A 12,258-nucleotide genomic window follows, 5' to 3' on the forward strand; every position below is an offset into this window, starting at 1 on the left:
TCGATCTCGATCATGCCTTTTGCCTTCCGCCTGCGCTGAAGAGATTGCTGTCGATGAGGGCGTCAAGCATGATTGCAGCCGCAAAGCCGAGGAAAACGGTCGGCACGGTACCCAGCAGCACGAGGTCCATCGCCGTCTGCCCGATGCCCTGGAAGACGAAAACGCCAAAACCACCGCCGCCAATCAGCGCTGCGATCGTCGCGAGCCCGATATTCTGCACCAGCACGATGCGGATGCCGGTGAGGATGACCGGAATGGCCAGCGGAAACTCCACCCGCAGCAGGCTTTGCGTGGAAGTCATGCCGAGTCCGCGCGCCGCCTCCCGGACTGCTCGCGAAACGCCGGAAAGGCCAACCACCGTGTTGGAAACCACCGGTAGCAGCGAATAGAGAAATAGCGCCACGAAGGCGGGCGCCATGCCTATGCCGGCGATGCCGATCTTTGCCGCGCCCGGCACCGTCGCTGCGATCCATCCAAGCGGCGCGATCAGCAAACCGAAAAGAGCGATGGAGGGTATGGTCTGGACGATGTTGAGGGTGTTCAGCACGCCCGCCCGCAGCCGCTCCACCTTGTAGCAGAGGAGGCCGAGCGGAATGCCCACGAGCGTCGCCGCAACGAGCGAGCCGATGGCGAGCTGCACGTGCCGCAGTGCCTCGGTCCAGAATGTGTCGGCTCTCCCGGTATATTCCCTGATGATCGAGAGATCGTTCCAGAGACCGCTTGTCAGCACGGCCGCAAGTGCAGCCATCGCCAGCAGCAACAGCAAAATCCGAACGACGGGCCTGGGCCTGAGACGGGCTATACAATCCGTAGCGAGCAGAGCAAGCCCGGCAAAAATCAGCCAGAAACCGCTGGCAGGCGAGACGCGGGCAAAACTATTGCCCTCCGGTGTCAGGAAAGAAGCAGCCTGACCGACGAAAACCGCCAGTACTGCAAGCCCGACCAGCGCAATCGTGAGTTTGAGGCGGGTGGAAAAGCGAAAGAACGCGATGAATGCAGCAAGAAGAACGACGGTGGTGATAATGGCGGCAGCCGAAGCCGGGAGGGCTTCGAAAACCGTTCGTGTCTCACCCTGAACGATCCGGTTCGCACGGAATGTCATGAAGGGCGCCACGAGAAGCGCATAGAGAAGCAGGCATGAAATCACCACCCCCACCTTGTCAGGCCATTTCGTCAAATCCCGCTCCCCTGTCTCATCGATCAGGCGAAGGCCGGAAGAACAAATTTTTCCCGACCCGTCGCCCGGAACCACAGACTATTACTTGACGAAGCCGTTCTTGGTCAGGAAGTCGAGCGCGACGGTTTTTGCCTGCTCGCCGCCCACCTGCACACGGGCGTTAAGCTCCTGCAGGGTCGCCAGATCGAGCTTTTCAAACACGGGTTTCAAAAGTTCCTCGATATTCGGATGCTTTTTCAGGACTTCTTCGCGAATGATGGGCGCCGGCTGATAGACAGGCTGCACGTGTTTGTCGTCCTCCAGCACCACGAGACCGGACGGGGCGATGCCGCCATCCGTGCCGTAGACCATGGCGGCATTGGCGTTGTTGGTCTGGTTGGCTGCGGCTGCGATGGTAGCGGCCGTATCGCCGCCGGACAGCGTGATCAACTGGTCCGGCTTCATGGTGAAGCCGTAAGTGGTCTGAAACGCCGGCAGGGCAGCAGCGGAGTTGACGAACTCGGAAGAAGCGGCAAGAACCACTTCACCGCCGTCGGCAACATATTTGCCGAAATCGGAGAGCGTCTTCAGCTTGTTTTTGTCCGCAACATCCTTTCGCAGCGCGATTGCCCAGGTATTGTTGGCCGAGGAGGGGGTCAGCCAGACGATCTTGTTGGCGTCATAGTCGAGCGTCTTTGCTTCCTGGTAGGCCTTGGCGGCGTCCTTCCAGAGAGGGTCATCCGCCTTGGAGAAAAAGAAGGCGGCGTTGCCGGTATATTCGGGGTAGATGTCGATCTCGCCCGCGGTAATCGCCTTTCTGACGACTGGCGTTGCGCCGAGCTGAATGCGATCCGTCGTCTCGATATTGTTCTTGCTGAGAACGGCGAGAATGATGTTGCCGAGAACGCCACCCTCCGTGTCGATTTTCGACGACACGACCACTTGCGCCTGAGCGATCGAAACAGAAAAGGCAAGCGCAAGTCCGGCGCCCGTCAACGTCATCAAGCGGTTCATGAATGGTCCTCCGATGGGTCAGCCTGCCGAACAGGCGAAAGGTCGCCGCCCGCAATTGCGGCTAAGCCTGAACGTACCGGAGAGAAAAAGGTTGCAATGCTGCCAGCATTTTTCCGGCAGATGTCAGGGTTCGCCGTCTCGTTTTCGGGCATCCTTTCCCATGACGAGCGGCATAAGAACCGACAGGAACAGAAGCCTGATGACGTGATGCGAGCCGACATAGGCGGTATCTGCGTGCATCATGACCGCCATCGCAGCCATCGTTTCGAGGCCACCCGGTGAATAGGCGATCATTACCGCATTGAGCGGAACGCCGGTCACGTGGGAAATCATCCAGGCAATACTGCCGGCGATCACCATGACGGCGATGGTGACGACAAAGCCCGCTACAAAGCCCTTGCGCACCTCCATCAGCGAGACATTCGAAAACCGTGTCCCGATCAGGCAGCCGATCAGCACATACACTGGAAGGCTGAGCCAGGTCGGGACGCCGCCTTCAGTGAGGCCGGTAATATGCGTGCCAATGGAGATCGCGACGCCGCCGAGCAGCAGGGCAGCAGGAAACTTCCAGCGCAGGAAAAGCCAGCCGGTCATCAGGGAAGCGACGATGGTCAGTCCCAAGGTGAGGAGATCCATCGGCGGTTTGGTGAGGAGCGGTTCGGTGCTGACAAGATCGAAATATTCCACGATCAGCGGTACGGAAAGAGTGAGCGCAAGTACCCTGACGCTTTGCACGATGCTGACGGTTGCGAGGTCGCTTTTCGTCTCGGCCCCGAGGCTGATGATATAGCTGAGGTGGCCGGGGGAAGCGCCGAGCATTGCCGTGGTCCTGTCGTAACCGAAGCCGTAATGCAGTATCCAGTAAGCGACATAGAGCATGATGACGACAGCGACGAGGACGACGACAAAGCTCACCGGCCAGGTCTTCGCAGCGTCTATCACGGAGGGCGTCACGCTCGTTCCCATCGAAATGCCGACAACGACGAAACAGGCATTGCGGATGAAGGCGGGAATGCCAAGCCTGAGGCCTGCCAGTCCAGAGATCGTCACCGCAAGTGCCGGGCCGGATAGAAAGGGTGCCGGGATATCGATGAGGCTGGCGAGCAGCGCACCTATGCTGCCGATGAGCGCGGTAAGCGCAAATGTATGGAATTCAGGCTTGATGATCATTGCGACGCTGATTGGTTGCTTGAAAAAGCTCGCGACCAAATGCGCCGCTTCCGTTCGCGAGGTCAACACGCGGGATCAAAAATATTCTGTCTCGCGCGGCTTCCTTAAAGAAAAGCCCGTGACCTCATGGGCACGGGCTATGGTGTAATCGCCAGAGAAGCAATAAGACGATCATGCAGCCGGAAGGGCAGCGACCTTCGGCATCGTGGTGTCGAGGCCAAGCAGAAAGTTGATCTGCGGCCGAGCCTTGACGAGATCGTCGATCGAATATTCGGCCAGTACGTCGAAGAAGGCGTTGAGCGCCTTGCGCAGTGCCGAATTCAGGCCGCAGCTGTCAACAAGAGGACATTCGACGGCGCCGTCCTCGAAACATTCCGCCATGGCGAAGCTGTCTTCGGTGACCCTGACCACATCGAACAGGCTGATCTTTTCGGCAGGCTTGCCAAGCCGCACGCCGCCATTGCGGCCGCGAACTGTTTCCACCAGGCCGGCCTTGTTGAGCGGCTGGAGGATCTTGAACAGGAACAGCTCGGAAACGCCATAGGCCTTGGCAATCTCCGGAATGCGGCTCAGATGGCCTTCATTTGCGGCGCAGTACATCAACATGCGCACGGCATAGTTGGTCTGTTTGGTCAAGCGCATGCTGGTCTCCTAACTCTCAATGTGGAGTTATATAGTCTCTTTTTCAGTTTAGAACAATTCCAGAAACCGAAAAAACTGGCATCCATCCGAGATTTCTCAAACAGCCTTGTTGACCGCCTTCATGATTCATGAACAAACAAGTCAAGAATCGGAATGTAATGGAGGCATTCACAATGGCAAGCTTGAAATCATATTTTTCCGCTGCCGTTTTTTCAGGGATGATGATCCTTTCCTGCGCACCCAAAGCCTGGGCAGAGGGAGAGGTTAATGTCTATTCCTATCGCCAGCCTGAATTGATCCAGCCGCTGCTCGACGCCTTTACCAAGGAAACGGGAATAGAGACGAATGTTCTTTTTCTCGACAAGGGACTGGTGGAACGCATCCAGGCAGAAGGCGTCAATTCGCCGGCCGATGTGCTGTTGACGGTCGATATCGCCCGGCTGGTCGAGGCCAAGGAGGGCGGTGTCACGCAGCCTGTTCTCAACGATCCCGTCATCGAAAAGGATATCCCCGCCAATCTGCGTGATCCCGAGGGCGAATGGTTCGGCCTGACGACACGCGGCCGGGTTGTCTATGCCTCGAAGGAGCGGGTGAGCCAGAAGGATATCACCTATGAGGAACTGGCGGATCGGAAATGGAAGGGCAGGATCTGCATTCGCGACGGCCAGCATTCCTATAATATTGCGCTGATCGCCTCAATGATTGCACATCATGGTGTCGATTATACCCGCACCTGGCTTACCGGCCTGAAGAACAACCTTGCCCGCAAACCTGATGGAACCGACCGCAGCCAGGCGAAATCAATCTTTTCCGGGGAGTGTGATATTGCCCTTGGCAACACCTATTATGTCGGCCTGATGCTGACAAATGACCGCGAGCCGGAAGAAAAGGAATGGGCGGGTTCCGTGCGCGTCATTTTTCCCAATGCGGGCGACCGCGGCACCCATGTGAATATTTCCGGCATGGCCCTGACGAAATACGCCCCCAACAAGGACAATGCCCTGAAACTCATGGAATTCCTGGCATCGCGCGAGGCACAGGAAATCTACGCCAGGCAGGTCTTCGAATATCCGGTGCTGCCCGGCGCCGAGCCGTCGGATGTGGTCAAGGGCTTCGGCCCCATCAATCCGGACAGGTTGCCGCTGACGGACATCGCCGCCCATCGCAAGCAGGCATCCGAACTGGTGGACGAAGTGGGCTTTAATGACGGCCCGACCAACTGATCTCGGGCCCTGCTTCCAGCACGATGAATTCCAGTCAAAAAAGCCCCGCTGCAAAACAGCGGGGCTTTTTTGTATGCCTGCTTGCGGCTTATTTCATCGTCGGCATGACGAATTCGGCACCCGACTTGATGCCAGACGGCCAGCGCGAGGTGATGGTCTTGGTCTTCGTCCAGAACTTGATCGAATCCGTGCCGTGCTGGTTGAGGTCGCCGAAGCTCGAAGCCTTCCAGCCGCCGAAGGAATGGTAGGCGAGCGGAACCGGGATCGGAACGTTGATGCCGATCATGCCGATATTGACGCGGCTTGCGAAATCGCGGGCTGCATCGCCGTCGCGGGTGAAGATGGCGACGCCGTTGCCATATTCATGCTTCATCGGCAGTTCCAGCGCCTCTTCGTAGTTCTTGGCACGAACGACCGACAGAACCGGTCCGAAGATTTCCGTCTTGTAGATGTCCATGTCAGGGGTGACGTGGTCGAACAGGCAGCCGCCGACAAAATAGCCGTCTTCATAGCCCTGCAGCTTGAAGTCGCGGCCGTCGACCAGAAGCTTCGCGCCCTGTTCCACGCCGCTGTCGATCAGGCCCTTGACGCGCGTCTGGGCTTCCTTGGTGACGAGCGGGCCCATATCGGCCTTGTCGTCGGTGTAAGGACCGATCTTCAGTGCCTCGATCTGCGGAATGAGCTTTTCAACGAGACGGTTTGCCGTCTCTTCGCCGACAGGAACTGCAACGGAAACAGCCATGCAGCGCTCGCCGGCCGAACCGTAACCGGCGCCCATCAGCGCGTTCACGGCCTGATCGAGATCGGCGTCCGGCATGATGATCATGTGGTTCTTCGCGCCGCCGAAGCACTGCGCGCGCTTGCCGTTCATGGCAGCGGTGCCATAGACGTAACGGGCGATCGGCGTCGAGCCGACGAAGGAAACCGCGCCGATATCGGGATCGGTGAGGATGGCGTCGACGGCACCCTTGTCGCCGTTGACGACGTTCAGGATGCCGGCCGGAAGACCGGCTTCGATCATCAGTTCCGCGAGGCGGATCGGCAGCGACGGGTCGCGCTCGGAAGGCTTGAGGATGAAGGCGTTGCCGCAGGCGATCGCCGGGGCGAACATCCACATCGGGATCATGCCGGGGAAGTTGAACGGGGTGATGCCTGCGCCGATGCCGACCGGCTGGCGGATCGAATACATGTCGATGGCCGGGCCCGCGCCTTCGGTGAACTCACCCTTCTGCAGATGCGGAATGCCGCAGACGAATTCGCAGACTTCAAGCCCGCGGACGATATCGCCCTTGGAATCTTCGACGGTCTTGCCGTGCTCGCTGGAGAGCAGCACCGCCAACTCGTTCATGTCTCGGTTCAGAAGTTCGACGAACTTGAAGAAAACGCGGGCACGACGCTGCGGATTGGTCGCAGCCCATTTCGGCTGTGCCGCCTTGGCGCTTTCGACAGCCGCGCGCAGTTCGGCGTCGCTGGCAAGCGCGACCGTAGCCTGAACTTCGCCCGTGGCCGGATTGTAGACATTCGATGTGCGGCCGCTGGTGCCCGGCACATGTTTGCCATTAATGAAATGACCGATTTCCTTCATGGTGTTCCTCCAGAATGTGATGGCGCAGCATTGCCTTTCGATTTGCACAAATCAATCGCCTGAAATAAGCATCAATTGTGCAAAAATAGACACAAGGAACGTGGCATGAACTGGGATGATGTACGTTTGTTCCTGAGCGTGGCGCGAAGCGGCCAGTTTCTTTCCGCGGCCAGAAAGCTCGGTGTGAACCATGCCACTCTCAGCCGCCGGGTTTCCGCGCTGGAAGCCGCCATCGGCACCCAGCTCTTCCTGCGCAGCACCAATGGCTGCGAACTGACGGAGGAGGGTCAGCGGCTTCTTGCGAGTGCGGAGCGCATGGAAACTGAAATGCTGAATGCCCAGGCCAATCTCGGTCGCGTCGATACGGCGGTTGCGGGAACGGTGCGCATCGGCGCGCCGGACGGCCTCGGCGTATCCTTCCTCGCGCCAAGGCTTGGCAGACTGACGGCGCGTTATCCCGATCTGAAAATCCAGCTCGTTCCGGTGCCGCGTTCCTTTTCGCTGTCGCAACGTGAGGCTGATATCGCCATCACTATCGAAAGGCCGGAACAGGGCAGGCTGATGTTTTCCAAGCTCACCGATTATTCACTCGGCCTCTATGCCTCGGCGAATTATCTGGCTGACTACGGAACGCCTGATGATGTCGAGGCACTGAAACGCCACCGGCGGATCGGTTACGTGGAGGACCTGATCTTTTCGCCTTCGCTGAACTTCACCGGCGAAATCATGCGTGACTGGGACGCCGCCTTTGAAATCTCAAGCGCTACCGGCCAGACGGAGGCAGTACGATCCGGTGCGGGAATCGGCATCCTGCACAATTACATCGCGGGCCAATATCCCGAACTTATACGGATCATCCCGCATCTCACCATCAGCCGGTCCTATTGGACGGCTTATCACGAATCCGCTCGCCAGTTGGTCCGTGTCCGCACAGTGGTCAATTTTCTCCAGGAACTCGTGGCCGAAGAACGACGCATCTTCACCTGATATCCGAAGCCCCGGCGTAATAGTACTATTAATTGTGCAAACCCGTCCGTTCTGGACTTGACAAAGGACGGCTGGTTGGACGACCAATGCAACCATTGGGAGATCGGAACTGACATGTCGACTATGATAAAAAAGCTTTCGCCGACGGGCCTCGGCGTGGCCGTGATGCTGCTTGGAATGCTGCTGTTTGCGTTGAACGACGCCATGGGGAAATGGCTCGTATCGACCTACAGCCAGGGCCAGGTGATCCTTATCCGAAGCGCCGCGGCGCTGGTCATCCTTGTTCCGATCGTCTGGAGAGCCGGCCTCTCCGGCCTCGTGAAAATCGAGCGGCCCGGCCTTCAGGCGGCGCGCGTCTTTTTCTCCACGGCCGAGCTTTTCTGTTTCTATTTCGCGGTCGCGGCGCTGCCCCTGGCGGACGTCATGACCTATTGGCTCGCGGCGCCGATTTACGTGGCTGCGCTCTCCCCGTTTCTGCTCGGAGAAAAGGTCGGCTGGCGTAGATGGACGGCCATTGGCATCGGTTTTGTCGGCGTTCTCATCGCGCTCAAGCCGAGCTCGGCAAGCCTCACCTCCGCTGCACTCTTTTCTATCCTCGGCAGCGCTGCCTTTGCATTCATGATGTTGTCCGGCCGCCAGCTGCGCAATACGCCCGACACGGTGCTCGCCTTCTGGCAGATCATCGGCGCGGCGCTTGCGGGCATTGTCGCCGTGCTCGTCACGCCATCGGGATGGCTGCCGGTGCAATCCGGTTTTGATCTTGCCTTCCTCGGCCTGCTCGGCGTCGTCGCCATGGCGGCGCATGTGCTGGTCAACCGGGCGCTCAAACTTGCCGATGCTGCAACAGTTGCGCCGCTGCAATATACGCTGCTGCTCTGGGCGGTCATTTTTGGATGGCTGTTCTTCGGCGATGTGCCCCAGACAAGTATCGTGGTCGGCGCGGGCCTGATTGTTCTTTCGGGCCTTTACATCTTCTTTCGCGAAAATACGCTCAAACGCCGTCGCGAAACCGCCGAAGATCTGGCCGCAGAGCAGGTTTGATCTCTGGTTGCGATCACGGGACTTGACGAAGGCGTGATCTTCAGGGAGTAAGAAGGGGCCCTGCGATGATTTGTCTCGCAAGGGCAGAGGAAACAAAGGTGCCGGGCCCCTCTGGCGAGAGTTTTACGGCGCTCTCGTGATGTCGGTACCGCCTGCAAAATTCGCCGGCGGATTAAAAACTATGAAAAACCTGAATGTGCTTCGCGCGCGTGCTTTCTGCGTGCGGCCTGACGCCCCGCGTCGGTCTGCAACCGTCCTCGTAATGAACGGTGACCGGACATGAGCGCTGCCCAGAAAACCACGCTCTCCTACTTCAAGTGGGCTTTTATCGTCACCATCGTCGGTCTCATCCTCGGCGGCTATCTTGGCTGGGAAATGACCGGTACGGTTGGCGGTACCGCGACGATCTTCTTCATCTGCGTCGTTCTGGCGGTGCTGGAAATCTCGCTTTCTTTCGATAACGCCATCGTCAACGCGAACAAGCTGAAGGACATGACGCCGGTCTGGCAGCACCGCTTCCTGACATGGGGCATTCTCATTGCCGTTTTCGGCATGCGTATCGTCTTCCCGCTGCTGATCGTTGTCGTCGCCGCCAATGTCGGTCCCTGGACGGCCATCGTCATGGCGGCAACCCAGCCGGAACGTTATGCGGAAATCATGCAGGACGCCCATCTGCCGATAGCGGCTTTCGGCGGCACCTTCCTGATGATGGTCGGTCTCAACTTCTTCTTTGACCATGAAAAGGACGTGCATTGGGTGCGCTGGATCGAGGAAAAGGCTGCGACCTATTCCTCCGTCAAGGGCATCGAGATCGCCTTCGTGCTTGTTGTCATGTTGATCTTTTCGCGCATCATCGGCGCCAGCGACAACCCGGAACTCGGTCCGGTCGCGGCCAACACGTTCTTCCATTCGGCGATCTGGGGTCTCTTGACCTTCCTGCTGGTAGAAGTTGTCGGCGGCATTCTCGATCGTAGCCAGGAAATGCTGGAAGGCGCAGCGAAGGGCGGTTTCGGTGCGTTTCTTTATCTCGAAGTGCTTGACGCCAGCTTCTCCTTCGATGGCGTGATCGGTGCCTTTGCGCTGACGCAGAACCTGTTCATCATCGCCATCGGCCTCGGCATCGGCGCCATGTACGTGCGCTCGATGACGATCATGCTGGTCGAGAAAGGAACGCTCGCCGAATATCGCTATCTGGAGCACGGCGCCTTTTATGCGATCCTGATCCTGTCGGTCATCATGTATGTGCAGACCATGGTGCATATACCTGAAGTCATCACGGGCCTTGGCGGCGCAACCCTGATCGGTATCTCGCTCTGGTCGTCGATCCGCTATAATCGGCAGCAGAATGCCGATGCAGTCGATGCCGCACGCGGCGCAGAGATTTGATCCACAATACCCCTGTCTTCCGCCGTCACGGCGGGAGACAGTTTTTAAGCATTGAGTTCGTTCTTGCCTCTTTTTATCGCCATTTACGCCTTGCAAACGCCTTCGCCGCGCGCGTCATTTATCCATTAAGTCCCTGATTTAAAATATAGTTGTGCGGCGCAGCAAAACTGGCACGATTTCTGCATCTCATCTTGCAAGTCCAGAGGGGACATATGGCCCAAAAATGGGTCAACAATTACCGCCGCGCCGCGCGATCTTTCGGATCTGCGCCGTGCGGCGGTTCTGTTTGTGGGGATGGTTCTTGAGTTTTTCGCGCTGTTGCATGAAAACGATAGGACAACGACTGGAAGGTTTATCGGCTTGCCTGCAGAACTTTCGCCCACGGCCGCCCTCGGGCTCTGGCATCGCGTCTCGATGGCGCAGGTCACGGCCGATGCGCCCGATTTGACCTTGCGTCAGACGGCCATCCTGCTGCAGATTTATCTTGTGCCGCCGCCGCATACCGTGCGCGGCCTCGCCGGCCTGCTGGGCGTGACCAAGCCGGTCATCACCCGCGCGCTCGACAGTCTCGGCGCGCTAGGGCTGGTTGACCGGGCCCGGGATGAGCGGGACAGGCGCAATGTCGTGATAAAGCGCACCGTCGCAGGCGCGCTTTATCTGGAAAAATTCGGCGATCTGATTATTGATCAGGCCCGTCATATCTAACCTCTGGACGTGAACCCCATGATGCTCGACCGCCGCCTGAATATCTTCCGCTCCGATCTCGCCGACGAAAAACTGCAAGGCGCGGTGCAGGCCGATCGTTTCGTCAGCGGATCTCCCGCACAGGTCGTGGTACCTGTCATCGGCCTGCGGCCCACGCCGGACCTTGTCGCCGGTATCGATACCGAACTGCTGTTCGGCGAGACCCTGCGCGTTTTCGACAGGGCGAACGGCTGGGCCTGGGTGCAGGCGGATGCGGATGGTTATGCGGGTTACGTGCCGGAAACGGCCATTGGTGATGTCGTCGCGGCCACTCACCGTATCGTTGCTCCCCGTACCTTTGTTTATCCTTCGGCCGAACTGCGCAAGCCACCGGTGGCGGCGCTGTCCATGGGCAGCCTGATCCGGATCGTCGGTGAAGAGGAGACCCGTGGCACCCGGTATCTCATGACCGAAAATGGCGAAGGCGTCATTGCCGCCCACTGCCGGACCGTCGATGCTGCCCCTGACGACGACTATGTCGCGGTGGCGTTGCGCTTCATCGAAACCCCCTATCTGTGGGGCGGTCGCTCCGGCTTTGGTATCGATTGTTCAGGCCTCGTACAGCTTTCCATGGCGATGGCAGGCCGGCGGGTGCTGCGCGATACCGACATGCAGGTGAAATCGCTCGGTGTGGAAATAGAGCGGGACGAGTTGCGGCGCGGCGATCTGGTTTTCTGGAAAGGCCATGTCGGGCTGATGGAAAATGAGGAAACGCTGCTGCACGCCAACGGCCATACCATGAATGTCGCGCGCGAAAATCTCGCTGCAGCCATTGAGCGCATCGGTTGGCTTTATGAAAAGCCGACGGCGTTCCGTCGCATGGAGGACTGAGGGAGCGCTTCACGAAATTGTTCCCGTCTTGCCCTTTGTGCGACAGCCGTCGCCGGCCTACATGCTGTCAATAATGGTACGGGACGGACACTGATGAAGACAAGAACGGCGGCACGATTGGCAGCGATCCTCGCGGCGGTCCTATTGAGCACTTCGACAGAGGCCCAGACGGTGTTCCAGAACGGTTTTGCCCCGGCACCCGACGCCTATGCCAACCTGCCCGGTGTAAAAGACCCTCGAACGCTCCAACCCAAGGTCCGTTATAACTGCCATAGCGAACTGGGAAGTACCGGATATTCACGTGGGCCCTACCGGACCGTCTTCGGCAGTCGCGGACTTCCCGTCCAGGGTTACCGCTGCACCGATGAAAACGGTATTTCCAGCTTTGGCGGACGTAACCCCGTTTCCAAGGATTGGTACCCCGGCATCAATCCCGTTGATCCGACTTTCTGACGCGGCGTGCCCGTAGCCCCTGGCTG

At 58.6% G+C, this 12,258-nt stretch carries 13 protein-coding genes; 8 read left to right on the forward strand and 5 right to left on the reverse strand.

Features of this window, described 5'->3' with window-relative positions; translation table 11 throughout:
- Positions 1 to 10 precede the first annotated feature (10 nt).
- From EYD00_RS13225 to EYD00_RS13235, 3 genes are all read right to left on the reverse strand, one after another.
- Positions 11 to 1,177, reverse strand: coding sequence for an ABC transporter permease (locus EYD00_RS13225; protein ID WP_004439278.1), 1,167 nt, complete (start codon positions 1,175 to 1,177; stop codon positions 11 to 13).
- 81 nt (positions 1,178 to 1,258) lie between these two features.
- Positions 1,259 to 2,170: a glycine betaine ABC transporter substrate-binding protein OsmF gene (osmF, locus tag EYD00_RS13230; RefSeq protein ID WP_004439280.1), complete on the reverse strand. Its 912-nt coding sequence runs from the start codon at positions 2,168 to 2,170 to the stop codon at positions 1,259 to 1,261.
- 123 nt (positions 2,171 to 2,293) lie between these two features.
- Positions 2,294 to 3,340, reverse strand: coding sequence for an AbrB family transcriptional regulator (locus tag EYD00_RS13235; protein ID WP_004439282.1), 1,047 nt, complete (start codon positions 3,338 to 3,340; stop codon positions 2,294 to 2,296).
- Between EYD00_RS13235 and EYD00_RS25915 the strand changes: the two genes are divergently transcribed.
- Positions 3,333 to 3,488, forward strand: a complete 156-nt coding sequence (locus EYD00_RS25915) for a hypothetical protein (protein WP_156779248.1) — start codon at positions 3,333 to 3,335, stop codon at positions 3,486 to 3,488. The two genes, EYD00_RS13235 and EYD00_RS25915, sit on opposite strands and share 8 nt — an antisense overlap.
- 23 nt (positions 3,489 to 3,511) lie before the next feature.
- Here EYD00_RS25915 and rirA read toward each other — a convergent pair whose 3' ends face one another.
- On the reverse strand, positions 3,512 to 3,982 hold the full coding sequence (rirA, locus tag EYD00_RS13240; RefSeq protein WP_004439283.1) for an iron-responsive transcriptional regulator RirA: 471 nt from the start codon (positions 3,980 to 3,982) through the stop codon (positions 3,512 to 3,514).
- A gap of 173 nt (positions 3,983 to 4,155) precedes the next feature.
- Between rirA and EYD00_RS13245 the strand changes: the two genes are divergently transcribed.
- Positions 4,156 to 5,205, forward strand: coding sequence for a Fe(3+) ABC transporter substrate-binding protein (locus tag EYD00_RS13245; protein WP_004439285.1), 1,050 nt, complete (start codon positions 4,156 to 4,158; stop codon positions 5,203 to 5,205).
- 88 nt (positions 5,206 to 5,293) lie between these two features.
- On the opposite strand, the gene EYD00_RS13250 is transcribed toward EYD00_RS13245, so the two are convergent.
- On the reverse strand, positions 5,294 to 6,790 hold the full coding sequence (locus tag EYD00_RS13250) for a CoA-acylating methylmalonate-semialdehyde dehydrogenase (protein WP_004439286.1): 1,497 nt from the start codon (positions 6,788 to 6,790) through the stop codon (positions 5,294 to 5,296).
- A gap of 105 nt (positions 6,791 to 6,895) precedes the next feature.
- On the opposite strand from EYD00_RS13250, the gene EYD00_RS13255 reads away from it, so the two are divergent.
- The 6 genes from EYD00_RS13255 to EYD00_RS13280 all read left to right on the forward strand — a co-directional run bounded on the left by EYD00_RS13255 (position 6,896) and on the right by EYD00_RS13280 (position 12,232).
- Entirely contained in the window at positions 6,896 to 7,777 is an 882-nt protein-coding gene (locus tag EYD00_RS13255; RefSeq protein WP_004439288.1) for a LysR family transcriptional regulator, read from the forward strand.
- A gap of 123 nt (positions 7,778 to 7,900) precedes the next feature.
- Complete coding sequence (locus EYD00_RS13260; protein ID WP_006699764.1) at positions 7,901 to 8,818, forward strand: DMT family transporter; 918 nt, start codon at positions 7,901 to 7,903, stop codon at positions 8,816 to 8,818.
- A gap of 279 nt (positions 8,819 to 9,097) precedes the next feature.
- Complete coding sequence (locus EYD00_RS13265) at positions 9,098 to 10,204, forward strand: DUF475 domain-containing protein (RefSeq protein WP_004439293.1); 1,107 nt, start codon at positions 9,098 to 9,100, stop codon at positions 10,202 to 10,204.
- A 360-nt stretch (positions 10,205 to 10,564) separates the two neighbouring features.
- A complete protein-coding gene (locus tag EYD00_RS13270; RefSeq protein WP_022555421.1) occupies positions 10,565 to 10,909 on the forward strand; it encodes a MarR family transcriptional regulator in 345 nt (114 codons plus the stop codon).
- 18 nt (positions 10,910 to 10,927) lie between these two features.
- Positions 10,928 to 11,779, forward strand: coding sequence for a C40 family peptidase (locus EYD00_RS13275; RefSeq protein ID WP_004439295.1), 852 nt, complete (start codon positions 10,928 to 10,930; stop codon positions 11,777 to 11,779).
- Positions 11,780 to 11,872: 93 nt separating this feature from the next.
- A complete protein-coding gene (locus EYD00_RS13280; protein WP_004439296.1) occupies positions 11,873 to 12,232 on the forward strand; it encodes a hypothetical protein in 360 nt (119 codons plus the stop codon).
- Positions 12,233 to 12,258 lie beyond the last annotated feature (26 nt).

It is taken from the genome of Agrobacterium sp. 33MFTa1.1 (genome assembly GCF_004328495.1).
Taxonomy (GTDB): domain Bacteria; phylum Pseudomonadota; class Alphaproteobacteria; order Rhizobiales; family Rhizobiaceae; genus Agrobacterium; species Agrobacterium pusense.

Excerpts from the sequence above, each read along its gene's own strand:
- osmF (WP_004439280.1), bottom strand. The coding sequence starts at position 2,170 with ATGAACCGCTTGATGACGTTGACGGGCGCCGGACTTGCGCTTGCCTTT.
- EYD00_RS25915 (WP_156779248.1), top strand. The coding sequence starts at position 3,333 with ATGATCATTGCGACGCTGATTGGTTGCTTGAAAAAGCTCGCGACCAAA.
- EYD00_RS13235 (WP_004439282.1), bottom strand. The coding sequence starts at position 3,340 with ATGATCATCAAGCCTGAATTCCATACATTTGCGCTTACCGCGCTCATC.
- rirA (WP_004439283.1), bottom strand. The coding sequence starts at position 3,982 with ATGCGCTTGACCAAACAGACCAACTATGCCGTGCGCATGTTGATGTAC.
- EYD00_RS13245 (WP_004439285.1), top strand. The coding sequence starts at position 4,156 with ATGGCAAGCTTGAAATCATATTTTTCCGCTGCCGTTTTTTCAGGGATG.
- EYD00_RS13250 (WP_004439286.1), bottom strand. The coding sequence starts at position 6,790 with ATGAAGGAAATCGGTCATTTCATTAATGGCAAACATGTGCCGGGCACC.
- EYD00_RS13255 (WP_004439288.1), top strand. The coding sequence starts at position 6,896 with ATGAACTGGGATGATGTACGTTTGTTCCTGAGCGTGGCGCGAAGCGGC.
- EYD00_RS13260 (WP_006699764.1), top strand. The coding sequence starts at position 7,901 with ATGATAAAAAAGCTTTCGCCGACGGGCCTCGGCGTGGCCGTGATGCTG.
- EYD00_RS13265 (WP_004439293.1), top strand. The coding sequence starts at position 9,098 with ATGAGCGCTGCCCAGAAAACCACGCTCTCCTACTTCAAGTGGGCTTTT.
- EYD00_RS13275 (WP_004439295.1), top strand. The coding sequence starts at position 10,928 with ATGATGCTCGACCGCCGCCTGAATATCTTCCGCTCCGATCTCGCCGAC.
- EYD00_RS13280 (WP_004439296.1), top strand. The coding sequence starts at position 11,873 with ATGAAGACAAGAACGGCGGCACGATTGGCAGCGATCCTCGCGGCGGTC.